Here is a 25,493-nt window from a genome sequence, read left to right on the forward strand (position 1 = left end):
TCGGCTCATTTCCGCAACTGCCCGAACGGTTTGGAGTTTGTCGGTTAAACTGAACTCGGAACTCAGGTGCGATGATCGTGACAGACTACAGTTCATGCATCAACCTGGCGCAAACAGACAATACCAGATCGTCATTTCCAAGTCTTGACATCACTTGCAAAGCAACCGGCAGACCCTGATCATTCATGATTCCCGGCATGATTGCAGTCGGAAATCCGCTCAATGCACCAAATGAGCAAACCGAAGCGTAGTCAACCCAGCTCACTTCACTTCCGGCACCAGCCTCCAGATTGGATGGCGTTGTGCCATATGCAAATGGGACACAACCGACTGCGGACGTGATCAGAACATCGCATTGTTCGAAAAAATTGTTGAGAGCAAGTCGAAAGCGCAAGATTTTCTTCTCAGCAGCAATATAGCTTGAAGTGGTGACACTTTGTGCTCGATTCAGCCAGCCTTGCGCCACCTCTCCGAATAAATCCGGATGATCTCGATAACTGCCGCCATGGTCTGCCTGCAGATTGGCGCAGTAGATTGTCTCCCAGGCATCGGTTACCTGGTCTACAGCCGGCTGTGCCCGATCAACCCGGCAACCTGCTGCAAGAAGCCTCGTCACCGCATCTGCAACTGCAGATTGACTATCGTCGTCATAAGGGGCGTCCCACAATGAGCTTGAATACACAATCCGCAGTGAGCGGATTGGACGTTGCATCGCTGCAATCAAATCCTGAGCCTGGAACTTCGTGCTGATCGGATCAGTGTCGCTGTATCCGCACAAAACGTTCATCAGCAAGGCGCAGTCCCTCACGCCTGAAGTAATGATGCTGACGCTTGGAAAAACCAATCCTCCCGAAAATACCGGTGTATGTGCGATTCTTCCCAGCGACGGCCGCATGGCGAACACACCACTGTATGCGGCAGGCAGCATTACGTTGCCGCCGATGTCCATTGCCAAACCTGCAGCGGCAAAATTGTTCGCTTGGGCAACCGACACACCGGATGCGCCACCACCACTCACAAATTCCTCGCCCCAGGGAGAGCGGGCAATAAACTGCTCCTGGGATTCCTGAACAATCGCACCCAGTTCGCTGGTAGTCGTCTTGCCGATGATGATTGCCCCGGCCTCGCGCAGTTTAAGCACTGACATTGAATCGCAATCAGGCACGTGATTCGAATACGCCTGGCAACCATAACTTGTGCGCATACCTGCCACATCGATAAGGTCATCGACCAGAATCGGAATCCCGTGCAACGCACCAACGTTCGCACCATCTGCCAATTCCCGGTCCGCCGTATCCGCCAATGTGCGGACGGCTTGTTCCGAAAACACTGAGATGGCATCGCAATAAGCATTGTGAGCTTGAATTTGCGTCAGGTACTGTTCCAGAAGTTCTGATACGGACGTTTCCCGTGCCAGAATCAGCTCTCGCAGTGAGTGGATCGTGCCGTCAATCATCCAACCGGTCGGTCCGGATCACATTCTCGCTGACGCTCCTGCCAGGATTCGACTAAAAAAGATGGCGCGTCGGAAGGTTTGAGTGGATCGCGTCCGCGTATCGTGTCTGCCAACTTCTCGGCGAGCATGATCGTCGGCGCATTCAGGTTGCCGCTGACAATGCTGGGCATGACGGATGCATCGACAACTCTCAGGTTTTCCGTACCATGTACCCGGCCATGGGAGTCTACCACAGCCATCTCGTCAACCCCCATCTTGCAAGTACAGGAAGGATGGTAGGCGCTTTCTGACTTGGCGCGTACAAACGCATCAAGATCTGCGTCGGTTTGCGCATCCGGTCCCGGGGCCAATTCCTCAGCACGATATGCATCAAAGGATTCCTGTGCGAAGATCTCCCTTGTCAGCCGTATTCCATCGCGTATTTCGCGGCGATCGTTCTCCGTCTCCATATAATTGAACCGAATCTGCGGATGTTGTCTGGGATCCGTGGATACGGTTCGAACATAACCGCGACTGGTCGGTCGCATAGGCCCGACATGCGCCTGAAAGCCGTGATCTTTTGCCGGAGCCCGACCATCGTAGTTCGCGGCAACCGGAAAAAAGTGATATTGAAGATCCGGATGCCTGACACCGGCACGGCTGCGAATAAAGCCACCTGCTTCAAAATGGTTTGAGGCGCCCCAACCCTTTTTGCTGACCATCCACTGCAACAATACTCTGGCCTGGGTTGTAAACTTGAGAGCCGGATAGAGTGAAACGGGCAGCTTGCAACGATGCTGCACATAAACTTCAAGATGATCCTGCAGATTTTCTCCGACTCCTGGCAAATCGACGATACAGGGCACACCCAATTTCTCAAGATGGCCAGCGCGACCGATTCCGGACAGGCTGAGCAGTTGCGGTGAGTTGATCGCTCCTCCACATACGATCACCTCCCTGCTACACCGGATCGACTCGAGGTTCCGACCCTTTATGAGTTCGACACCAACTGCCTTGTTCCCCTCAAAGATTACGCTGTTCACCAAGGTACGCTGGACAATCTCAAGGTTTCTTCTCGATCGTACCGGGTCAAGGTAGGCTTTGGCCGTGCTCCATCGAACGCCCATGTTCACTGTCATGTCCATGGCACAGAATCCTTCCTGTCGAAAGCCGTTCAAATCCTGCGTCCGACCATATCCGGCCTGAACACCCGCTTCAATAAACGCCTGATACAAGGGGTTTTCGGCGGATCCTGTCGTAACGATGAGCGGACCGTCGCCTCCGTGATAGTCATCTGCGCCAGCCAAGCGTGTATTGGACTTCCTGAAGTAAGGCAGGCAGTGTGCATAGGACCACTCAGGATCACCGGTTTCGACAGACCAACGGTTGTAATCTTCCGCATGACCGCGGATGTAACACATCCCGTTGATTGATGATGAGCCGCCAAGCACACGACCGCGAGGACAGTCCATAATCCGATTGTCCATATATGGCTCAGGCAAAGTTCGATAAGCCCAGTTAAACCGATCGCTCAACAGCGGTCGGGAAAACGCTGCTGGCATCTGAATCATCCAGCTTCGGTCGGGCGGTCCGGTCTCAATCAGACACACACGCACTTCCCTGTCTTCAGTCAATCGGTTTGCCAGTACGCACCCTGCCGATCCGGCACCAACAATGATGTAATCTACTTCCTGCACTGCTATCGTCCCTCTTGATTCAGAATCTGCATCCCATCCGTCGAGTTACAAAGTGATTTGTTTTTGCTTGCGTTGCTCGTGACGCTCAAGTGCCAGCTCGATCAGCCGATCCAGCAACTGCGAATACCCTAAACCACTGACCTCCCATAGCTTCGGATACATGCTGATCGGAGTAAAACCTGGCATAGTATTGATTTCATTGATATAAACACTGAAATCGTCCTTGCTGACGAAAAAGTCGACGCGCGCCAGTCCAGCTGCGGCAATGGCAGTAAATACCCTTTTGGCATAATCCTGTACTGTTCGGCAAGCCTCGTCCGGCAGGTTCGCGGGAATCTCGACTCTGGAAAGATTGTCGATGTACTTATCGTTGTAATCGTAGAAATCCCCGCCCGGGATAATTTCGCCGACAACCGATGCCTCGGGGTTGTCATTGCCGAGCACCGCCACCTCAATTTCGTGGCAGTTCGTGAACCCTTCCTCCACAATAACCTTCAAGTCGTATTTCACTGCGAGATCCATCGCGGATCTCAGTTCGGTGGTCGCAGTGGCCCTGCTGATTCCGACACTCGACCCCAGATTGGCGGGCTTGACAAAAATCGGGTAGGACAGTTCAGCCTCAATTTGCTGCACGACAGTTTCACGTTCAGCTTGCCATCGACTTTTCAGCAATACCAGATATTTTGCCTGCGGTATCCCTTCTGCGGCGCAAACCGCCTTCGAAACCGCCTTGTCCATCCCGACCGCTGATCCAGTGACACCGGATCCGACATAGGCGACGTCTGCAAGCTCGAATAGTCCCTGAACCGTGCCATCCTCACCGAAGGGTCCGTGCAGGATCGGAAATATCACATCCAATGAAGTGATTGCTTGAGAAACATTGTGATCAGTCGAGCGCGGTACGATCCGGCCGGGTTCATGGTAGTCCAGCATGACCGAAGTCTGGCCTTCAGGCTGGACAACCTGCGCATCCAACACCGGCATACTGGCATCTGCCAGCAACCATTGACCGGATTTGGATATTCCCAGCAGGCTGACTTCGTATTTTCGCGGGTCGAGTGCCTGATAGACGCAACGGGCCGATGTCACAGACACCTCATGTTCACATGAGCGACCGCCGTAGAGCAAACCCAGTCGGATTTTTCGATCTGCAGTCATTGCTGCGAATGACTAATTCAGCAAACTATCGGCAGCATGCATTTCGAGGTAGCGATCAACGACTTCACGATAGATCGACTGAATTTGCCGGGTGCGCTCTCCACCACCTCTTGGGAAGTCGACCAGATGGCCCTCGGACAGCTCGAGACAGTAAACCGGCATCACCTCGCGCGTTGCACTGGTTACAAAGCACTCGGTGGCATCAACCAACTCATCGCAGTGCACATCTCGCTCCACTGTATTGACACCTCTGTCCGCACAACCGCTGAGAATTGCAGCTTTGGTCAGACCCTTGAGATTCCCGGTCTTCGGCGTCACTATCTCTGCGTTGATTACAAACCAGACATTGCTGTTGGATGCTTCTGTGACATATCCATCAGAGCCCAATATAAGACTCTCGTCAGCACCTCGTTTTCTGGCCTGCATGACTGCAATTACATTATTGAGATAATTGCCTCCCTTGATGTTGGGATCCAGTGCATCGACAGGGTTTCGCCGCACGTCCGGAATAGCCATGGACATTCCGATGGAATAGTGTTTGGGATTCCACGGACGAAGTGGCGCGACAATGATGACGAATCGGGTCGGAAGGGTCGAATCAGGGTGAAGATCGATCGGACCCTCACCTCTGGTAATCTGATATCGGACGTAGACATCCTCTTCGACGTTTGCGCCTGCGGCAACAACTGTTTTTCGTATTTCTTCGGTGAGTTCCTGTCGCGACTGGGTAATTTCCATGCCGACCAGTTGAGCTGAGTTTTCCAGCCGATCAAAATGCTCGCGCATAAACAGCGGAATCCCGCGATAGGTGCGGAACACCTCATAGATTGAATCGCCGTAAAGAAAACCGCGATCCATGACAGGTATCGCGGCCTTGTCGGTAGGCATGATCTTTCCGTCAATGTTTGTTGTACTCTTGACGCTGTCGCTCATGGAAGGACTCCGGTTTCGTGTCAGCAGTAATCCAAAACCAAGGTGGAAATCAGATACTTTGTTGCATAATGATTGATATCGCGTGCGGTACAAATATAAACTAATTATTGTGAATTCTGACTGATATTTATTCAATGAAATTGGAAAAACCCTATCTTCTTTTTGTCGGCAATGCACACGATGAGCTCGCTGCGAAAACCGCGATCGGTGTTCTGGACTGGTGTCCCGAAGACTGCATTGGACAGTTCAGATTACCTGATTGCGTACCCGATCTGAATCTACCGTCGCTGACCATGAAACAGGCCGCTGAGCAAGGTGCCAGGACAGTCCTGATCGGAGTCGCTGTACGCGGCGGGGAAATCCCCGACAGCTGGACACCGCATCTGGTCGAGGCACTGGCAAACGACATGTCGATTGCCAATGGCCTGCACACGACTTTGGATTCCATACCTGAGGTCCGCAAGGCGGCCGAGTTCAGTCGCGGCGAGTTGCATGAAATTCGCAAGCCAAGCGGTAACTTGCGGGTTGCCAGCGGCAGTCGCCGCAGCGGCCGCAGGCTGCTGACTGTAGGAACCGACTGCTCAGTCGGCAAAATGTACACGTCATTGGCAATCGCGCGCGAGATGCAAGCACGCCACATTGACGCAGACTTTCGTGCCACCGGCCAAACCGGTATCTTTATTGAAGGGTCGGGCGTGCCGGTCGATGCGGTTGTCGCGGACTTTATCTCCGGTTCGGTTGAAGACCTGTGCCCGGCAGCCGACGACGATCACTGGGACCTCATTGAGGGACAGGGTTCATTGCACCATCCTTCATTTGCCGGCGTGAGTCTTGGATTGTTGCACGGAGCACAGCCCGACTCACTGATTCTTTGTCATGAACCCACGCGATCCCATATGAGAGGCCTCCCTGACCGACCGCTTCCTTCACTTGAGGATGCGATGGCGATCAATCTGGAAAATGGCCGAACTGTGCAACAAGATTTGCGTTTTGCAGGCATATCGGTCAATACCAAGTATCTGGATGAATCGGAAAGCCAACGCTATCTGGCTGGGCTCATGGATTTGCACCAGCTGCCGTGCGTCGATCCGTTTCGGACCGGGGTCGGTACCATTGTTGACAACCTGGTTTGATCTCGATCACGACAAGACCCCTGTCGAACATCGACGCAGCTTCTGAGTGTTATGAAAATCGAGGCTTTTCACGAGCAATGGAAACTCAGATCGCCGTTTTCGATCTCCAGAGGTTCGAAATCTTTCGTGGAAGTCGTCAAGGTCATTATTACAAGAAACGACCTTGCCGGCACCGGTGAATGCGTACCCTATGCTAGATATGAGCAGGATATCGCCAACACCCTTCAGACCATTTCGAGTATTGAACAGACATGCAAGGGCAAGCTTGACCGGAATATTCTCAACAGGAATTTCTGTTCCAGTTCAGCGCGCAATGCTCTTGACTGTGCGCTTTGGCAACTGGAATCCATTGAATCAGGTCTGCCAGTGTGGCAACTCGCAAGTCTGCCGCAACCAAAGTCGGTACCAGGCGTATATTCGCTGAGCCTGGAGCCGCCGCAAGGTCTTGCGAAGTCAGCACATGCTCGCAAGAACTTCCCGTTGCTGAAAATCAAGCTCGGCAATAACCAGGTGGTTGAGTCTGTCGAAGCGGTACGGGAGGTCTGCCCGGATCACCGAATCATCGTTGATGCAAACGAAGCATGGGATTTCAGATCCCTCAACTCCTACCTGCCAAGGCTAGCCGATTTGGGTGTCGAGATGATCGAGCAACCCCTGCATGCGAGTGCAGATCATCATCTTGAACATTTCGACAGTGAAATCCCCCTGTGCGCAGACGAATCGTTTCACACAACGACAGATCTTGACAGACTGTTCGGTCGCTATGACATTTTCAACGTCAAGCTTGACAAGTCCGGCGGTCTCACCGAAGCAATCAAGACTGTAGAGAAAGTCAGATCAGCGGGCAAGTCGGTCATGATCGGCAGCATGATGTCCACCTCATACAGCCTTGCTCCGGCAATGCTTCTCGCACAGGATGCCGCCTATGTCGACTTGGATTCTTCAGTATGGCTTGAAGAAGATCATCCGGGTGGCATCGAATTCATTGATGGGGTACTGCACCCAGCCAAATCTTCCCTTTGGGGATAGAGATCATCGCGACTGACCGCTGCTGTCAAGTCACAACTGACCGCTCGCAGGATCTCACAAAGAAAAATCCTCAGCGGCCCGACATTGAATTCGGGCCGCTGAGGATGAAAGTTATGTTGAGATCTTACTTGCTGAGCATCGTCTTGGTCAATGGAGTACCTTCTTTTTCGAAGTATTCTCGAGTGACCTTAAAGACCATTGGTGCCAGCAACAACAGACCAATCAGGTTCGGAACTGCCATCAGGCCATTCAGCGTGTCTGACAGATTCCAAACGAAGTCCACCTTGAAGTTGGCAAAAGCCAATGCCGCCAACACCCAGATGGCGCGGTAGATCAATACGCTTTTTTCCTTGAACAGGTATTGCCAGCAGCGCTCACCATAATAGGACCAGCCCAAAATGGTGGTAAACGCAAATACGACCAGCGCAATGGTAACGATGTACTGTCCGCCGCCAATACTGACGTCAAATGCCTGCGACGTAAGCACGGCGCCAGTGTAACCTCCGCCTTCCGGAGCCAGCATCGTCCACGCCCCTGAGGTGAGGATGACGAGTGCCGTCATCGTGCAAACAACGAGGGTATCGATGAAGGTTCCCAGCATGGCAATGATGCCCTGTCTGACCGGATTGTTGGTTCGGGCCGCTGCATGTGCGATTGCAGCAGATCCAAGACCTGATTCATTGGAAAAGACACCTCTTGCAACACCAAACCGAATTGCTGCCGCAACTGCCGCACCAGCGAAACCGCCGGTCGCCGCTGCCGGGTTGAACGCATAATTGAAAATCATGGCAAACGCATTTGGAACCTCAGAGATGTTGATCAGGATGATGATCAACGACGCACCGACGTACAGCACGATCATTGTCGGCACAAGTTTACCTGCAACATCACCGATTCGACGTATTCCACCGAGAATGACGAAACCGACAAGTGCCGCGACGACAATTCCGGTAATCCAGGTCGGCAGGCTGAAACTGTTGTCCAGTGCCGCGGCCATCGAATTCACTTGTACCGCATTACCGATACCGAATGCAGCGACCGCACCGAAAATCGCAAACGCCAAACCGAGGTATTTCCCCAGTTCAGGGGCGAACTCCCCCACACCGTTGCGAAGGTAATACATGGGACCGCCGACGAACTTGCCTTCGGCGTCAACTTCTCTGTATTTGACTGCACAAACCGCTTCGGCATACTTGGTTGCCATACCGAACAGCGCAATAATCCACATATAGAAAATCGCACCCGGTCCACCTAGGGCGATTGCAGTTGCGACGCCGGCAATGTTTCCAGTTCCGACTGTCGCCGACAGTGCGGTCATCAAGGCATTGAACGGCTTGACCTCACCCTCGCCGCCGGAATCGTCTTTGGCAAATAACAGTTTGAAACCATAGACCACTTTTCGCCATGGCATGAATACCAATCCCAACGTAAGCAAAAGTCCGGTGACACCCAACATGCCAAGCATGGGTGGTCCCCAGGCAAACGCGTTGATCGAGTTGATAATAGAATTTAATTGATCCATATCCAATCCTCCATTCTTATTCCGACAGATCATGCCGATTCATCAGCATGACCTGAATGACGATGATTATATGAACTTGAATCAATGCAAAAGGAATAGTTGCGGGTGCCTGCCATGGAAATTTCTGTTCTATGGATTTTCGATAATCAGCATAGAAAATCACTCGCACGGGAAACTGCTATTTCGCTCATAATCGAACAGTTTCAGTCAAGGACGTCCGTATTGGTTGCGGACAGGCCGATCTGTATCGTTTTGAACAAAAGTCGCCGATATTTTGTGGCACGCGGCGCCGATCATGGTCAGTGGAAGCATGACATCAGGACGGTGAGCGCATTGCGTTGAACACTTCCTTGCAGTTCAGGTTGAAACCGCATTGAGCATGGGGCACTGAGTCGAACAGACCATAACGATATCTTTAACTCCATATCGAATCGTTATCGCTCGCAGATTCCAACTGATGCGAAGGTTTCCAAGGTGATCCAAAATTTCTGAAATCAGGAAAGAAAACGAATATTATGGCAACCTACTTTAAATATTCTTTGGAGGACTATAAATGCGATTAATCTCAAAGATGACGGCATTGGTATTCTTGCTTGCAGGATTTGCAGTGACCAACGCTCAAGCTGAAACACTACGACTGTTGACGTGGGGATCTTACGCCCCCGATGGACTGGTGCAAAAATTCGAAGAGCGTTATCCTGATATCAAGGTCGAGGTGACATTTTCAAACAATGAGGAAATGATCGCCAAACTACGTGCGACTGGCGGAGCCGGATACGACCTGGCACAACCTAGCCATGATCGAATTCACGCCGCGCAACTGGAGTACAACATCTATAAGCCGATGGATCTTTCCCAGATCAATACTGATCTGATGGAAACCAAGCTATTGGACGGGGTTAAAGCCAATACCACAATTGATGGAGAAGTCTATGCCGTTCCTCATCAGTGGGGCACGTCCGGTCTGATGGCCGACAAGTCAATGGCGCCAGACCTCAAGAGCTGGGCGGATCTTTGTGATCCGAAATATAAGGGAAAGACCTCTATGCGACTGAAGCGCACCATTCTTTTGGGCACAGCATTCGCAATGGGTGAAGATCCTTTTGCGGCCTATGCGGACCTGGACAAATACCAGCAAATCCTGGATCAGGCAGTCGAAAAACTGATCGCCTGCAAAGACAATATCAAAGCTTACTGGAAAGGTGGCGATGACTTGTCCGCAATGATGCTGTCGGGAGAGATTGTCGCCTCTGAAACATGGGACTCAACTGCATATCGATTGTTCGGGCAAAACCAGAACATCGTATTTGTCCCGCCTGAAACGGGCGCACTGGCATGGATCGATACCTTTGCGCTGCCTCGAAAGGGTGAGGCTGATGGCGCCGCGTACAAATGGATAAATTTTGTACTCGAGCCAGAAAACGTCACAGCCATGGCTGCAAGTTCCGGTGCGATTCCTTCAGTCAAGGGCGGTATGGACCTGTTGCCAGCTGATAAGGCTGCCGCAGTGAATGCAGCATTCACGGCAGACGATATTGCCAATCTTCAGTTCTTCGCCAACATTCCTCCTGGAATCGAAGACATGGAAGGAAAAGCTCTCGAGAAAATCAAGGCCGCAACAGGCAATTAGACAGTCTTAAATCCAGAACGCACCGTATAGACAATCTTGCCGTGCGGTGCGTTTTGTTCACCACAACTTGATAGCACACAAATCCGCTTGTTATGGTGAATGACACTGCATACGATCTGGAATGTATTGATATTTCCAAAAACTTTGGAGATATCCAGGCAGTAAAAGAAGTTTCATTCCGGATTCCTTCCGGTTCGTTCTTTTCTATCCTCGGCCCTTCGGGCTGCGGCAAAACCACAATCATGCGAATGGTTGCCGGGTTCGAAACGCCATCGTCAGGTGACATCAGGATCCGAGGCGCATCTGTTCTTCACGTGCCCGCGAACAAGAGAAATGTAAAGATGGTATTTCAACATCTGGCACTTTTCCCAATGATGAATGTTTACGAAAACATCGCTTACGGACTAAGGTGTACAGGTGCGAACAAGAATGAGATTGAACAAAAAGTCAACGACGTGTTGAGGCGGGTTGCGCTTCCCGATGTCGGGCAGCGGGAGATTCATGAATTATCCGGAGGACAGAAGCAGCGAATCGCGATTGCTCGCTGCATGGTGTTAGATCCGGACGTCTTGCTGTTGGACGAACCTTTAGGCGCACTGGACCTGAAATTGAGAGAAGCGATGAAAATCGAACTCAAACTGCTTCAACATCAGTTCAATACCACATTCGTCTACATCACACACGACCAAGGCGAAGCACTGGTGATGTCGGACCATGTGGCGGTAATGAAAGACGGAGCGTTTGAACAGGTCGGTGTTCCGCAAGACTTGTACCACAATCCGAAGACCGCATTTGTCGCTGGATTCGTTGGCGACAGCAATCGCTGGTCGGGCCGCATCCTCGCTTTCTCAGACAACACTGTCAAGGTTGAAACTGATAGCGGGCTGGAAATGATCTGCAATGCTTCGAATGCCTCGACCATGGAGATTGGCGCGAGGGTGGAAGTGTTCACAAGACCGGAATACATCTTGACTGAGAGACATGCGTCATCAACCGAACTGTCAAGCGACGCAGGAAATGTTTGCATTGGGAAAGTTGACAGTGTCCTGTTCAACGGTGCAAACAGCAGAATCCTGGTTCGTGATTCAGACCACCAACTGATCGAGGCTTCTGCCACATTGACCGGAGGCACAGATGACCTGAAAGCCGACGATAAGGTGAGACTGATCTGGCCGGTTGACAATACCATGTGCTTTCGTTCGACCAGTACCTGAGCGGACCTGATGCGTCAAGACATCAAGCGACTCACCCTACTTCTGCTCTTCCTTCCCTTTACACTTTGGATCAGCCTGCTGATCCTGATACCGCACGTCGGGATGGCGATACTCTCGCTACGGGAAAAGGTGGCACCCCGTGTATACGAATTCGGCTTTGGAAACTATATCGACTTCATCAATGAGCCGATATATTGGAACACGTTGCTCCGGACCGGCTCAATATCATTGCTGGTCACGTTTCTTGCGCTAATTCTCGGTTTTCCGATCGCCTATTACATCGCAAAAATTGCCGGATTCAGGACACGCGGCGCACTTTTCCTATTCTGCCTGATTCCGCTTTGGGTCAGTGACCTTATTCGCGCCTTCGGATGGATTCTGCTACTCAGGGAGACCGGTGTCGTTTCGGGCGTCTTACAGTGGTTGGGAGTTGTACCAGGGCCGGTGGAATTCCTGTACAACGATGCAACAGTGATCGTCGGTTTGATATACACCGTGATCCTGTTCATGATCGTCCCGATCACCTCAACGCTGGACGGCATGGACAATGCAATGATTGAAGCGGGTTACAACCTCGGCGGCAATCACTTCACGGTGGTGCGCAAAATCATCTTACCGTATGCGATGCCAGGCATATCCGCAGGCTGCATCGTCGTATTCATGCTGACTGCCGGCAGCTATCTGACACCGATATTGCTGGGCGGTAAAAATTCGAGTTGGTTTACCGAACAGATATACGAACAGTTCATTACTCGCTATAACTGGGAATCCGGTGCCGCCTTTGGATTTCTCCTGCTTGCATTTACATCGGTTGCGGTCTGGTTGGGCCTGAAACTGACAGGCCAGACGCTATCGAGCAGCGTGGGTGAGGAGAAAGCATCGTGATTGCGCGCAGACACAACCCACTGATCTGGGCTTATCGAGCTTATGTGTTGGCTTTCCTCATCTTTCTCACTGCTCCACTGGTTGCCGCCAGTATCTTTGCATTCAACGATTCACTGTTCCCAGCATTGCCATGGCAGGGATTTACCTGGAATTGGTTCTTCAACGATACCGAACCACAACTGGGAATGTTTCACGATCGAAGACTGCTCAGGGGACTTTATTACTCATTTGTCATCGCAACGATTGTTTCCACGTTGTGCGTTTTCATTGGCACGTGCAACGCTTTTCTGTTCGAACGCGGGCAATTCCCAGCCAAGAACTTCTTCTACGTCCTCATGGTCATTCCGTTGGTCATTCCCGGGGTCATCCTTGGAATATCGATTCTGGTATTGGCCAGCTCAATTGCGAACGGTCTGGAAGACAATTTCAACCTGGATATTGGATTTCTCAGGCCTGGCATTGTTCTGGTTGTTCTTGGTCAGATTTCCTTCACTACAACAATCACCACTTTGGTCATATCGGCACGGCTGAAGAAGTTTGATATTGTGATGGAAGAGGCGGCTTTGAACTTGGGTGCCAACTGGAAAAGGGTTATGTTTACGGTTACCCTGCCCTTTCTTCGTCCGGCAATGATCGCATCCGGCATCGTTGCGTTTCTCGTTTCGTTTGAGAACTTCAATACGACGTTATTCCTTGTCGGATCTGAAGCACCGCTCACAATTACCATGTATGACCGCATGGCCAAAGTGGGTTCGACACCAGTCCTGAATGCTGTTTCATTTTTATTGATTATCGGTTCAGGCCTGCTCGCACTCCTATCTATTGTTGTCCAGCGAGGCAAGTCTTCGAATTGACTTGGGGCTGCCAATAGATTGCGCAATCTACCGTCTCAAGAGAAGACCGTCCAGTTCGCCAAGCGCATGCCTGGGCGAGAGTTTGTGGAAAATTCAGCTCCAGCGACGGTGTCTTTGCCTGTACGGTTTTACAAACCGGTCCACTTTCCTGATTAATGCGTATTCGCTGGTAAATGAACGCGATTCGCAAGCTCGTGTGATAAGGCTTGTCACTTCCGATTGTTTTCCCTATAGGGTTGCGGAACGCATCTGAGTTCAAAAATGGCACGTTTGGGATGTTCAATCGTAAGTGATGCCCCCGGAAAGGCCGATCTATTCGACCTTGTGGTGCACAGCGCCCGTGGCTGTGCGGGCCCTGATGAAATCCGCGGACTGGCTCCCTATTGAGACCGCAACCCAATTTGTTCGTTGATTTGCACTTTCAACTTGCAATCAGAGAGAAATCCACCTAGGAACTGCCGGTATCGAATTGAAAAAGAAATTGGTGTCAACCCGTATATATAATCCCCAAATCCGTTCAATATCTTCAGTCTGTCCAGCAAACTCGTGACAATTGACCCCGCAAAACACTCGTTGCAGGAAATTTCCGACGTATTGACCAACCGCAATCTTAGCAGCGTCGAACTGACTGAATACTCAATCAGTCGCAAAGAACTGGATTCGTACTCCAACGCGTACAAATACTGGTGTCCTGAATCAGGACTGATGACTGCCAAGGAAGCAGACGACGCATATGATTCAGGCAAGATGCCCTCGCCACTTCAAGGCATCCCCGTTTCCCTGAAAGACATCTACGGACATCCCAAGTTTCCGATTTTTGCCGGCAGCTATCGTGAACTGCCGCACAAGTGGCGCAAGCCCGGGCCGATTGTCCACTCACTGATGTCTCAGCTGAGTGTGTTTTGCGGCAAGACCCACACAGTTGAATTCGCGTATGGAGGATTGGGTGTCAACAGTCATTGGGAAACACCGAGAAATCCCTGGTGCAAGGATGCCCATCGTGTTCCCGGCGGCTCAAGTTCCGGTGCCGGCATCAGCATCCATCAGGGATCAGCCCTCGTGGCGCTGGGAACAGACACCGCAGGTTCGGTGAGAATCCCAGCGAGCTGTGCCGGCGTTGTCGGACTCAAGACAAGTCACAGATTATGGTCTACCCGGGGAATTGTGCCATTGAGTCCCTTACTTGATACCGCCGGTGTTCTGACTAGAACAGCCCGTGACTGCGCTTATGCATTCCATGCAATCAGCCACCCGGACGAATCGCTTTCCCAGCATCGTGCGCGTCTTGACCGGACAAATCATATGCAGTCAGAGAATTTTCGAATTGGAGTCGCCGATTCGGGAATTATGTGGGATTGCCAGGATGACATTTCCGAAATCTGCATGGCAGCCGTTCACGCCTTGGAAGGCGACGGTTGCAGCATTGTGCCGATTGAGTTCCCCAATGCTGAGACAGCAATTGAAATCAGGGACAAGGGAGGCACCACCTCAGTCGAACTGATCGAGTTTCTTGGCAGTGAACTGCCTCAATGGCTGGATAACCTGGACCCTGTCATCAGTGAAAGGATCAAGATCGGCGGTGATATCTCCGCAATTGAATATCTGACCCGCATACGACAGATTCGACAGGCACGAATTGAAGTGCAAAACAGGTTTGAGAACTATGATGTCATCGCAGCCCCGACCGTACCGATCACACCACCCTTGCTTGACGAGGCCCGTTCGGATGAAGATTACATGCCATTGAACCTGCTCACGCTTCGAAATACCGGAGTCGGCAGCTACCTTGATCTTTGCGCCATCTCAATCCCAGTTGGCTTGGATCGCTCGAATATGCCGGTCGGAATCCAACTCATGGCTCCGGCTGGAAAAGAACATTTGCTGCTCGCAATAGGCCAGAGACTTGAATCCATCATTCCAAGACCTGCACTGATCTGATGGCCAAATCCGAAAAGTTCGATTTCAGCCAACCTCTCATTCTGCATCAGGATTCAGTGAAGCCGCAATGGGTCGACGAATACGATCACATGAACCTGGCGTACTATGTGCTGGTATGCGACGAGGCGACTTACGAATTCTGGAATCTAGTCAACAACTATAAATCCCTCGAAGAACGCAACGCAATGGAATACGCGGTTGTTGAGACTCATGTCAACTATATTCGTGAAGTCAGGTTGGGTGACCCTTTGACAGTCAGCACTCAATTGCTTGGACACGACGAAAAGAGATTCCACATTTTTCATACTCTTTCGCACGCTGAGGATGCATTTGTTGCAGCTACAAACGAAGTGATGGCACTTGGCTTCAATCTGGACCGTCGAGGAATTCAGCCATTCGCGGAGTCGGTACAGGCAAATATTCGCCAACTGTTCGCAGGGCATGGGCGGCTGGCGAGACCATCCAACGCCGGACGCTCAATTGGAATCAGATCCTGACAATCTGCGCTCAGACGCGATCCCTTCGAAGCGGCTGCGCCATGCAGTGCACCCCACCACCGGCATTCGTATACATGGACAAGTCCGGATCATAGACCTCAAATCCCATCGCCCGCAACTTGCTGTTGAGGCTGTTCGCCGCGGCTGTGGATACGATCCGATCATTGCCCAAGGCAACAACATTGCAGGCGAGGTTCATCGTATCCCGAAAACCTACTGGAATCATCTCCACTTTCTTGTCTCTGAGCCACTTGAGCACATCGTCACTGGTGATTTCCAAGCAAACCGCCGCACATTTCTCCGCCACCATGCATACCATGAGGTCGATGTGGACGTAGAACTCGTCGATCGGCGCATACTTGACCTCCCAGCCCTCTTTCTCCATCCATCCGCCCACCTGCCTGGCCGCACGATCTTCACTTCGGTGATCGGTATAGCCGACGAGAACCGCACCAGGCTCGATGATATCGAAATCTCCGCCTTCAAAATTGCCGGCGCTGACCATGTCGTAAATCGGAATGTCATTGGCAACACAGAATCTGAGTATCTCGGCATATTCGCCACGCCGTCTCGGATTCGCCAACTGGCACACAACGATGCCGAAAGGAGTCATGAAGTTGGAATCACGTGTATAGATCTGATAAGGCGTGTACTCGTCGGGTTGCAGCTGATGGACCTTCACACCCGCAGATTCATAAGCCGATACAAGTTCCCGATGCTGGCGTATTGCGACATCGCTGTCAAATTCCAGGCCCAATCGATCGGATGTCCGGCAAATTGAACTGTATGCCAAATTTTCCTCGCCCATCCAACGGAAACACTCAGGCGATCCAAGCAAAACATCCCTGAGTACACCATATTCGGAGTTCACACCCCAATTTTCGGATTCTGAGGTACCGCCATCAGGGTTCCTCGTGCACAGACCTGATCCTTCATTCGCCATCGCGACTGACACATACCCTGGAATTGACTTGTTCATGACTTCGACACTACCTGATGTTGCAACCTGAAGTCCCCGAGAACAACCGGACTGCACAGATTCGATATTCGAACACCGACTGCGATTCACATTTCGAGGAACAGATTGAGATTATACAGGGCATGTGCCAGGCTCAGGCCGAATCGCCTGATTCGATTGCCTGCGGCTGTCGGACACCGTCGGGCGGCATCCATTCAATATCACGACATTTTGGTGCTTGCAGCTTGAGAGACAAGCAACTCGACCGACGGATGCATCACTTCCAGCAATGGGAACGGCCACACACCAAGCAACACCACCAGCACAGCCAGCAAACCGAGCGCAATGACTTCCTGGCGCTCAAGATCCTTCAATGCGGCAACGGCTTCATTGGTTATCTTACCGTATATGACACGCTTGTACATGCGCAAGGTATACGCCGCGCCCAGTATGAGTGTCAGTGCCGCAATCCCTGCGTAAACCGCATTTTCCTCAAATGTACCGATAATGACCAGAAGTTCGCCGACAAATCCGGAAGTACCCGGCAAACCAACATTCGCAAGCGTAAAGATCATCATCAAGGCCGCGAACATCGGCATCGAATGGGCGACACCGCCGTAGGTCTCAAGCTTACGGGAATGAAGCCGATCATACAGGACACCGACACATAGAAACAATGCACCGGAAACAAATCCATGAGAGATCATCTGCACAATCGCACCCTCGATTCCATGCACGTTGAAGATGAAAAATCCAAGCGTCACAAACCCCATATGAGAAATTGACGAATACGCGATCAGTTTCTTCATGTCAGTCTGCGCCAATGCCACCAAAGCGATATACACGATCGCAATCAACGACAAGGCGATCATCACACCCGACAACGCTTGCGAGGCATCAGGCAGGATCGGCAGGCTGAATCGAAGAAAGCCATACGCACCCATCTTCAGCATGACAGCTGCAAGAATGACCGAGCCACCGGTTGGCGCCTCAACATGTGCATCCGGCAACCATGTGTGGACCGGCACCATCGGGACCTTGACAGCAAAGGCGGCAAAAAAGGCAATGAACAAAGGAGTCTGATAGTACAGCACATCCAATTGATGCCAGTTGCGGATATCAAAGGAAGAACCGCTGACGTTGTATAGGTATAGGAACGCCACAAGCATGAGCAACGAACCCAGCAATGTATACAAAAAGAACTTGATTGTTGCATAAATTCGGTTGACTCCGCCCCAGATTCCGATGATCAGAAACATCGGTATCAGCATCCCTTCCCAGAAAATGTAGAACAGGATCGCATCCAGCGCCGAGAACACTCCAATCATCAGCCCTTCCAGAATCAGGAATGCGGCCATATAGTGAGCCACGCGATACTCGACAACCTTCCATCCGGCAATGACAACCAGTACAGTCAGAAATGTCGTCAGCAATATCAGCGGCAAGGAAATCCCATCAATTCCGATGGAATAATTGATATTGAACGCCGGTACCCACTCGACGTGTTCGACGAATTGAAATTCAGCTGTCGACTTGTCGAATCCGATATAAAGCGGCAAACTCAACAGAAAGGTTCCAACAGAAAAGCCGAGCGCAATCTTCCTGGCAATTTCGCGTCGCTGGTTTCCAGCCGCCAGCACCAGTATCGCACCGATGATGGGCAACCAGATCACCAAGCTCAGCTGATCAACTTGACCAATTGACAAATTCATGGCTCCAAGCGGTCACCCTGCAGCAAACAATGTGATCAACAGGAAAAGTCCTATGATCATCGCGAATGCATAGTGATAGACAAAGCCTGACTGGACAGTACGCAACCGGGCCGAGATCTGCTTGATCTTCAATGCCATGCCGTTGACAATATAGCCGTCAATCAGCAGATCATCCACAAGTTGCCACAGAACGTATCCGCTGACACGGACTGTACGGGCAATGACAAGTTCGTTGAATTCATCGAATCCGTACTTACGGTGCAAAATAAACCAAAGTACATTCAATCGCTTCTGAATCAGTTCGGGCCAATGCGGACAACGGATATAGAGCAGCCAAGCAGCAACGATGCCTGAAACCGCTAGCCAGAAAGGTAAAGTGAGAAATCCATGAGTGAACATCTGCAGCGCAACTCCGATTCCCTCCCCGCTGAACCCACTTGCAACCTTGGCCAGAGTATCATGCTCGGGCATCACAAAAATAGAACCGGAATAAAACTCGCCAAACAGCATCGGGTCAACATAGATCACACCGAATATGACTGAGGGGATAGCCAGGAGAATCAGCGGCAGTGTGATCACCCAGGGGGACTCCTTGACATGATCAGCTTCCTCTTTCGACATTCTCGGCTTTCCGTGAAACACGACAAACAGCATTCGGAATGAATAAAGTGCGGTGACAAAGACACCCACTGTGACCGCGAACAGCGCAAACCCGCTGCCAGGCAGGCTGCTGGCATGGACAGCCTCAATGATGGCATCCTTGGAGAAGAACCCTGCGAAAGGCGGCACTCCGGCCAATGCCAAAGACCCCACCAGTGCAGTCCAATAGGTAATCGGCATATACTTGCGCAACCCACCCATGTGTCGGATGTCCTGCTGATGATGAAGGGCAACGATTACAGACCCTGCAGCGAGAAAGAGCAGTGCCTTGAAAAACGCATGCGTCGTCAGGTGAAACATTCCGGCAGCGTAGGCCGACGCGCCCAGCGCAACCGTCATATATCCGAGTTGTGACAGTGTGGAATACGCCACAATTCGCTTGATGTCGTTCTGTACCAAGCCGATCATGGCCATGAACAAGGCCGTGATCGATCCTATCGTGATCACAACCGTCAGTGCGACTTGTGAATATTCGAAAATCGGCGACATTCTGGCAACCATGTAGATGCCGGCAGTGACCATTGTCGCAGCGTGGATCAATGCCGAAATCGGCGTCGGACCCTCCATTGAGTCTGGCAACCATACATGCAACGGCACTTGTGCCGACTTGCCCATCGCACCGACAAACAGCAATAAGGCGATCACTGTAATCCACAGCCATTGGGAATCGCCGATACCTGCAACTGTAGCGTCCGAGACTTCGGGAACCTTGTCAAATACGGACACGTAGTCCAGGGTGCCGAACACGTGAACGATCGCAGCGATCGCGAGTATGAATCCGAAATCACCGATTCGATTGACCAAAAACGCCTTCATATTCGCGAATATGGCCGAATCCCGATCATACCAGAACCCGATCAGCAGGTAGGAAACCACGCCAACGCCCTCCCAACCGAAGAACAACTGGAGGAAATTGTTTGACATGACCAACATGAGCATGGCAAACGTGAAAAGCGCTATGTAACAGAAGAATCTTTGATAGCCTAAATCATCATGCATGTATCCGATGGTATAGATATGAACCATGAACGACACAAAAGTCACAACAACAGCCATGCCGGCAGACAGCTCATCAATCAGGAACCCGAGTTCAAAATACAGGGATCCGCTTGTTCCCCAGATATAGACTGTTCCGTTAAACAGATTCCCCTGCAGAACATCGTACAGAACATAAAGCGACAGTACAAAACTGACGGCAACACCTGAAATCGCAACCCGATGCGTAGCTGTGCGACCAATGATCCGTCCGCCCACGCCGGCGATAATCGCAGCAGCCAGACAGCTCAGCGGAATCAAGGCATAGATTGCAAACATGACTGTGAGTGAATCCGAGTCTCGGTCAGCCACTCAGACTGTTGAGATCTTCGACATTGATCGTACGGCGATTGCGGAACAGCACGATCAGAATGGCAAGACCGATTGCCGCCTCAGCGGCCGCCACAGTCAGTATGAAGAACACAAACACCTGTCCAGCCATATCCTGCAGATAATGGGAAAAAGCTACAAAGTTGATATTGACCGAGAGCAGCAATAGTTCGATTGCCATCAGGAGTATGACCACATTTTTCCGGTTGAGGAAAATTCCTACCACGGCAATAGCGAACAGCAACGCTGACAGGATGAGATAGTGCGACAGCGGAATCATTTCCCGGATTCCCCCTGCGAATCCGTGTGCGGAGTCTCAGCGTCCATCGAGATGATCTTGATCCGATCGGAACTCTTTACCGAAACCTGGCTGGAAGGTCTCTGATAGCGGGTTTCCGGGCGCCGCCTCAAGGTCAGGGAAATTGCGGCAATGATTGCAACAAGAAGTACTATGGCCGCAATCTCAAAAGGATAGGCATAATCCGTATAGAGGATTTTCCCGAGTTCGGTTGTATTGCTGTAGCTTTCCGGTCGACCTGGCGGTCTCGGCATAGAGGCTGGGCTGAATACCTTCGAACTGAGGATGATCGCCATTTCGATGACCAGCAAGACTGCGACAATCCCACCGATCGGCAGATACTCACCAAACCCTTCTTTCAGGCGCGTCAGGTTGATATCAAGCATCATCACCACAAAAAGAAACAGCACCATCACCGCGCCAACATAGACCAGCACCATGACAATGGCCAGAAATTCCGCTTCCAGAGTTATCCAAACGCCGGCTGCACTGAAAAAAGCCAGCACCAGAAACAGTGCCGCCTTCACGGGATTTCGGATTGTGACGACCATCGATGCGGCAAATACCAATACCGCAGCAAAGAAGTAAAAGGAAAACTGCAGAAACGTCATCCCGTCACCCTTATCGATACGCTGAATCGGCCTTTCTGGCTTCGGCAATTCGCTGCTCGTATTGGTCTCCTACTTCCAGCAGCATCTGCTTCGTCATGATGTTGTCACCGCGGTTCTCAAAGTGAAACTCATGGATGTCGGTTTCCACAATTGAATCGACCGGGCAGGCTTCCTCACAGAATCCACAGTAAATGCACTTGAAAAGATCAATGTCGTAGCGCGTTGTGCGGCGTGTTCCATCGAGTCTCTCTTCCGATTCGATGGTTATCGCCAATGCCGGGCACACTGCCTCGCAAAGTTTGCAGGCGATACAGCGCTCTTCACCGTTGGGATAGCGTCGCAATGCGTGGAGTCCGCGAAAACGCGGTGATTTCGGGGTTTTCTCCTCCGGGTATTGAATGGTGGTTTTCCGCTTGAACAAATGTCGCCCAGTCACACTCAGACCGCGCACCAATTCCACCAGCAGGTAGGTCTTGAAATTCTGACGGATCCAGTCCAACATCAAACTGCCCTGCTCATCGGAAAATGAAACCCCAAGGGGTCAGGAACCGAAATACACCAATCACTGTGATCCAGACCAATGTAACCGGAATGAAGACTTTCCAGCCAAGTCTCATGATCTGGTCGTACCGATACCGCGGGAATGTTGCCCTGAGCCACAGAAAAACAAACATCAATACCGCAACCTTGCCAAACAGCCAGAAAAACGGTGGAATCCAGTTAAACGGCGCAATGTCAAACGGAGCGTACCAGCCGCCTAGGAACATCACTGCCGCAAGCGTCGCAATCAGCAACATGTTGGCATACTCCGCCATGAAGAACACCATGAAGGAGATCCCGGAATACTCGACATGAAAGCCCGCGACAATCTCAGACTCACCTTCAGCGACATCAAATGGCGCCCGGTTGGTTTCCGCAACACCGGAAATGAAATACACCAGGAACAGTGGAAACATCGGCCACAGATACCACTGATGCAATCCACCTTGCTGTGCCTTGACAATCTCCACCAGATTGAGGCTTCCAGCAGCCATCAGCAGGCCAACCAGGGCAAATCCCATTGCGATCTCATACGCGACAATCTGCGCGGCTGAGCGCATTGCCCCCAGAAACGCATATTTTGAGTTTGAAGCCCAACCGGCGATGATGACCCCATAAACTCCCATCGAAGTGAGTGCCAGAATGTACAGCAGGCCAACATCGAGATTGGCCAGCACCAATGTCTCGGTAAACGGGATCACCGCCCACGCAGCCAGTGCGGGAATGAGCGACAGAACCGGCGCGGATATGAACAATACCCGATTCGCATTGGTTGGTATGAGCACTTCCTTGAAGAAAAGCTTCAGGAAATCCGCAATCGGTTGCAGCCAACCGCGTGGTCCGACCCGGTTCGGACCCACTCGAACCTGGATATAACCGATTATTTTTCGCTCCGCATAGGTGATATAGGCAACCACCAGAAGCAGCGGCACGAGAATTGTGACGATTTTCGCAAGCGACTCGATCGTGACCTGGAGCGCGAAGGGCAACTCTCCCCAAAATGAAATCAGAGCGCTCATTCGACCGTGTCCCTCTCCAGCCGTATTTCAGTTCCACTCGCCGCGCTCGGACCAAACCCGGTCCCTGCTGGAAAATATGCACAGCCGGGTGCAACGCGTTCGTCAGATACCGCGAACGTATGCAGTGTATGCAGATCACTGCGAATGGTGACGGAATCGCCATTGTCAAGTTTCAGCATCGACATGTCATGAGGATGAAGTCCGACACCGGACGCTTCGGCATCCGATGTGTTCTGCAGAGATACCGCGCGCCGAACGACTGCATCCACACCGTAAATCAACGGATCCGAAATCAGTTCGAACCGCCCCGCCTCTTTTCCGTTGCCCTTTTTCAGACACGGTATCTTGGCCGAATCGATAGTCATCGGACGCTCGCAGAAACCTTCCAGTGGAGCGACCTCATCCACAATCTCTTCGGTTGATACGTAATCAAAGCCTTCTTTCTCCATCAAGTTTCCGAGCACCCGGAGAATCTTCCAGCCAGGCCGCGCCTCACCGTATGGCGAGACGGCTGCGGTTGATTTTTGAATCCGACCTTCGCAGTTGATGAAGGTTCCCGAATTTTCCGTATAGGCCGCTAATGGAAGCGCGACATCCACATAATCCGGAACATCCGAAAAGAACTGAAAACTGACGACGAACTCCGCATTATCCATCGCCTCGGCCGCATGAAGCCCATCGGAAAGGTCCATTGAAGGTTCGACATTGAATAGTACGTACGCGGGACGTGGATTGTAGATCATCTGGCGGGCATTCATACCTGTCAGCTCGGCCACCTGACCATTTTCGATCCGGTGCGGCAGACATCCCGCAATCCAACCGGCAACACTGTTTGCCGGCGGCAGCACAGAAACTGAGGCACCGGATAGCTTGCCAATGTGCCAGACCAAGCGTTCAATGCAACTGTACATAGGATGCGAAATCACTGAGTGGCCAAGAATCACAACCGCTCGCTCCTGTGCCTTGCACAGATGGCTCGCGATTTCAGCGCAACTGTCTCTTTCAGCGAACTCGCCCGCGCCATCAAGAAAATCATCGGAGATATCGGTTGGGAAATCAGCTTTGGTTATCTCACACACCGCCTTCAGCACATGAGCCAGCGCATACGGCATGACATTGGGCGCGACCACTGCGTTCGAACTCAATGGAAAATTGAACTTCCAGTCCATCGGACTGATTGCGTCCACGCAAGCACCCTTATTGGCTGCCTTGCGAACCCGCAGTCCAAGCAATGGTTGCTCTTTGCGTATGTTGGAGCCGACAAGGACAACCGTTTCCATATTTGGAATCTGATCAATCGGGATGCTGATACCCGGATAAAGGAGTGCATCCTCGTCCAGGGAAAAATCAATCTGACGCAACCGATGGTCAATGTTGGGACTGCCCATTGACCGCGTCAGTTTCTGTGCGAGATAGAACTCCTCAAATGTCGACATCGGCGAGACCAAGGTTCCCACAGCAGCCGCATCGTGCCTGTGAATCACATCGGACAGGCCTTCGACGGCCGCATTCAGGGCCTCGCGCCAGCTGACTTCGATCAATTCCCCTTCTTTTCTGACCATCGGAACACCAAGTCGACCCTCGTCCTCCAGTGCCTCGTAACTGTAACGGTCGCGATCGGATATCCAGCACTCATTGATGGATTCGTTGACCCTCGGCAACACCCGCTTGACTTCGTTGCGCAAAGTCTGGATGTCGATATTGGTACCGACGCAGTCGTGAGGGCTGATCGCACTGTGGCTGATCAATTCCCATGATCTTGCGGTAAATCTGTATGGCTTCGAGGTCAGCGCTCCAACCGGGCACAGATCAATGACGTTGCCGGAGACTTCCGAATCAACGGCAGAGCCAAAGAACGTGTCGATTTTCAGGTGTTCGCCGCGCCCGGTGATCCCGAGTTCCATCACACCTGCGACTTCCTCCCCAAATCGGACACATCGGGTGCAGTGAATACACCGAGTCATCTCTGTTTCGATCAGCGGTCCGATACTGTGATCCTGCACGACCCGCTTTTTCTCATTGAACCTCGACAAATGACCACCGTAGCCGACAGCCTGATCCTGCAGCGGACATTCCCCGCCCTGATCACAGATCGGACAATCCAGCGGATGGTTGATCAGCAAAAATTCCAGCGTGTCCTTCTGTGCGTCGACTGCGTATTCGGACGCGGTCTTCACCTTCATGCCGTCCATGATCGGCGTTGCACACGCAGGCAATGGCTTGGGTGCCCGCTCGACTTCGACCAGACACATTCGGCAGTTTGCCGCCACCGACAACTTCTCGTGATAGCAAAAGCGAGGAATGTAAATTCCAGCCGCGTCTGCCACCTCGATGATCATCGAGCCCGGTGCTGCCTCAAGCTCGCGGCCGTCAATCTCTATGGTCAACTTCGGTGAATCTGACAT

Annotated in this window: 21 protein-coding genes; 8 read left to right on the forward strand and 13 right to left on the reverse strand. The window is 51.7% G+C overall.

Annotation, left to right across the window (positions count from 1 at the left end; genetic code table 11):
* Positions 1-85 precede the first annotated feature (85 nt).
* The 4 genes from OXI60_07065 to OXI60_07080 are packed head-to-tail and all read right to left on the reverse strand — an operon-like array spanning position 86 to position 5,223.
* Positions 86-1,456, reverse strand: coding sequence for an amidase family protein (locus OXI60_07065; protein MDE0309577.1), 1,371 nt, complete (start codon positions 1,454-1,456; stop codon positions 86-88).
* On the reverse strand, positions 1,453-3,132 hold the full coding sequence (betA, locus tag OXI60_07070) for a choline dehydrogenase (GenBank protein MDE0309578.1): 1,680 nt from the start codon (positions 3,130-3,132) through the stop codon (positions 1,453-1,455). Before betA ends, OXI60_07065 begins: the two co-directional genes overlap by 4 nt.
* A gap of 45 nt (positions 3,133-3,177) precedes the next feature.
* Positions 3,178-4,290: a D-alanine--D-alanine ligase gene (locus OXI60_07075; protein ID MDE0309579.1), complete on the reverse strand. Its 1,113-nt coding sequence runs from the start codon at positions 4,288-4,290 to the stop codon at positions 3,178-3,180.
* A 12-nt stretch (positions 4,291-4,302) separates the two neighbouring features.
* Positions 4,303-5,223 carry an aminotransferase class IV gene (locus tag OXI60_07080; protein ID MDE0309580.1) on the reverse strand — a complete coding sequence of 307 codons (921 nt, stop codon included), beginning with the start codon at positions 5,221-5,223 and terminating at the stop codon, positions 4,303-4,305.
* 134 nt (positions 5,224-5,357) lie between these two features.
* Here OXI60_07080 and OXI60_07085 point away from each other — a divergent pair, with 134 nt between their 5' ends.
* Positions 5,358-6,356, forward strand: coding sequence for a DUF1611 domain-containing protein (locus tag OXI60_07085; protein MDE0309581.1), 999 nt, complete (start codon positions 5,358-5,360; stop codon positions 6,354-6,356).
* A 51-nt stretch (positions 6,357-6,407) separates the two neighbouring features.
* Positions 6,408-7,385, forward strand: a complete 978-nt coding sequence (locus tag OXI60_07090) for a dipeptide epimerase (GenBank protein ID MDE0309582.1) — start codon at positions 6,408-6,410, stop codon at positions 7,383-7,385.
* A 124-nt stretch (positions 7,386-7,509) separates the two neighbouring features.
* Here the strand turns inward: OXI60_07090 and OXI60_07095 are convergent, their stop codons facing one another.
* Complete coding sequence (locus tag OXI60_07095; protein MDE0309583.1) at positions 7,510-8,907, reverse strand: sodium:alanine symporter family protein; 1,398 nt, start codon at positions 8,905-8,907, stop codon at positions 7,510-7,512.
* Positions 8,908-9,460: 553 nt separating this feature from the next.
* On the opposite strand from OXI60_07095, the gene OXI60_07100 reads away from it, so the two are divergent.
* The 6 genes from OXI60_07100 to OXI60_07125 all read left to right on the forward strand — a co-directional run bounded on the left by OXI60_07100 (position 9,461) and on the right by OXI60_07125 (position 15,925).
* Positions 9,461-10,537: an extracellular solute-binding protein gene (locus OXI60_07100; GenBank protein ID MDE0309584.1), complete on the forward strand. Its 1,077-nt coding sequence runs from the start codon at positions 9,461-9,463 to the stop codon at positions 10,535-10,537.
* 92 nt (positions 10,538-10,629) lie between these two features.
* A complete protein-coding gene (locus tag OXI60_07105) occupies positions 10,630-11,751 on the forward strand; it encodes an ABC transporter ATP-binding protein (GenBank protein ID MDE0309585.1) in 1,122 nt (373 codons plus the stop codon).
* Positions 11,752-11,760: 9 nt separating this feature from the next.
* A complete protein-coding gene (locus OXI60_07110; protein MDE0309586.1) occupies positions 11,761-12,636 on the forward strand; it encodes an ABC transporter permease in 876 nt (291 codons plus the stop codon).
* A complete protein-coding gene (locus OXI60_07115) occupies positions 12,633-13,490 on the forward strand; it encodes an ABC transporter permease (GenBank protein MDE0309587.1) in 858 nt (285 codons plus the stop codon). The genes OXI60_07110 and OXI60_07115 overlap by 4 nt, the downstream gene beginning before the upstream one ends.
* Before the next feature lie 546 nt (positions 13,491-14,036).
* Positions 14,037-15,428, forward strand: coding sequence for an amidase (locus OXI60_07120; GenBank protein ID MDE0309588.1), 1,392 nt, complete (start codon positions 14,037-14,039; stop codon positions 15,426-15,428).
* Complete coding sequence (locus OXI60_07125; GenBank protein ID MDE0309589.1) at positions 15,428-15,925, forward strand: thioesterase family protein; 498 nt, start codon at positions 15,428-15,430, stop codon at positions 15,923-15,925. The genes OXI60_07120 and OXI60_07125 overlap by 1 nt, the downstream gene beginning before the upstream one ends.
* A gap of 10 nt (positions 15,926-15,935) precedes the next feature.
* On the opposite strand, the gene OXI60_07130 is transcribed toward OXI60_07125, so the two are convergent.
* The 8 genes from OXI60_07130 to nuoG all read right to left on the reverse strand — a co-directional run bounded on the left by OXI60_07130 (position 15,936) and on the right by nuoG (position 25,493).
* Positions 15,936-16,904 carry an arginine deiminase family protein gene (locus OXI60_07130; protein ID MDE0309590.1) on the reverse strand — a complete coding sequence of 323 codons (969 nt, stop codon included), beginning with the start codon at positions 16,902-16,904 and terminating at the stop codon, positions 15,936-15,938.
* A 200-nt stretch (positions 16,905-17,104) separates the two neighbouring features.
* The gene (locus OXI60_07135; GenBank protein ID MDE0309591.1) at positions 17,105-18,589 is read right to left on the reverse strand and encodes an NADH-quinone oxidoreductase subunit M; all 1,485 of its coding nucleotides are present in this window, start codon (positions 18,587-18,589) and stop codon (positions 17,105-17,107) included.
* An 18-nt stretch (positions 18,590-18,607) separates the two neighbouring features.
* Positions 18,608-20,602 carry an NADH-quinone oxidoreductase subunit L gene (gene nuoL / locus OXI60_07140; protein MDE0309592.1) on the reverse strand — a complete coding sequence of 665 codons (1,995 nt, stop codon included), beginning with the start codon at positions 20,600-20,602 and terminating at the stop codon, positions 18,608-18,610.
* Positions 20,595-20,900 carry an NADH-quinone oxidoreductase subunit NuoK gene (nuoK, locus tag OXI60_07145; GenBank protein ID MDE0309593.1) on the reverse strand — a complete coding sequence of 102 codons (306 nt, stop codon included), beginning with the start codon at positions 20,898-20,900 and terminating at the stop codon, positions 20,595-20,597. The genes nuoL and nuoK overlap by 8 nt, the downstream gene beginning before the upstream one ends.
* Entirely contained in the window at positions 20,897-21,577 is a 681-nt protein-coding gene (locus OXI60_07150) for an NADH-quinone oxidoreductase subunit J (protein ID MDE0309594.1), read from the reverse strand. The genes nuoK and OXI60_07150 overlap by 4 nt, the downstream gene beginning before the upstream one ends.
* Entirely contained in the window at positions 21,540-22,031 is a 492-nt protein-coding gene (gene nuoI, locus OXI60_07155) for an NADH-quinone oxidoreductase subunit NuoI (GenBank protein MDE0309595.1), read from the reverse strand. The genes OXI60_07150 and nuoI overlap by 38 nt, the downstream gene beginning before the upstream one ends.
* Positions 22,032-22,044: 13 nt before the next feature.
* The gene (gene nuoH / locus OXI60_07160; GenBank protein MDE0309596.1) at positions 22,045-23,088 is read right to left on the reverse strand and encodes an NADH-quinone oxidoreductase subunit NuoH; all 1,044 of its coding nucleotides are present in this window, start codon (positions 23,086-23,088) and stop codon (positions 22,045-22,047) included.
* Positions 23,085-25,493, reverse strand: a complete 2,409-nt coding sequence (gene nuoG, locus OXI60_07165; protein MDE0309597.1) for an NADH-quinone oxidoreductase subunit NuoG — start codon at positions 25,491-25,493, stop codon at positions 23,085-23,087. Before nuoG ends, nuoH begins: the two co-directional genes overlap by 4 nt.

This window comes from Acidiferrobacterales bacterium (assembly GCA_028820695.1).
In the GTDB taxonomy this organism is placed as follows: Bacteria; Pseudomonadota; Gammaproteobacteria; order Arenicellales; family JAJDZL01; genus JAJDZL01.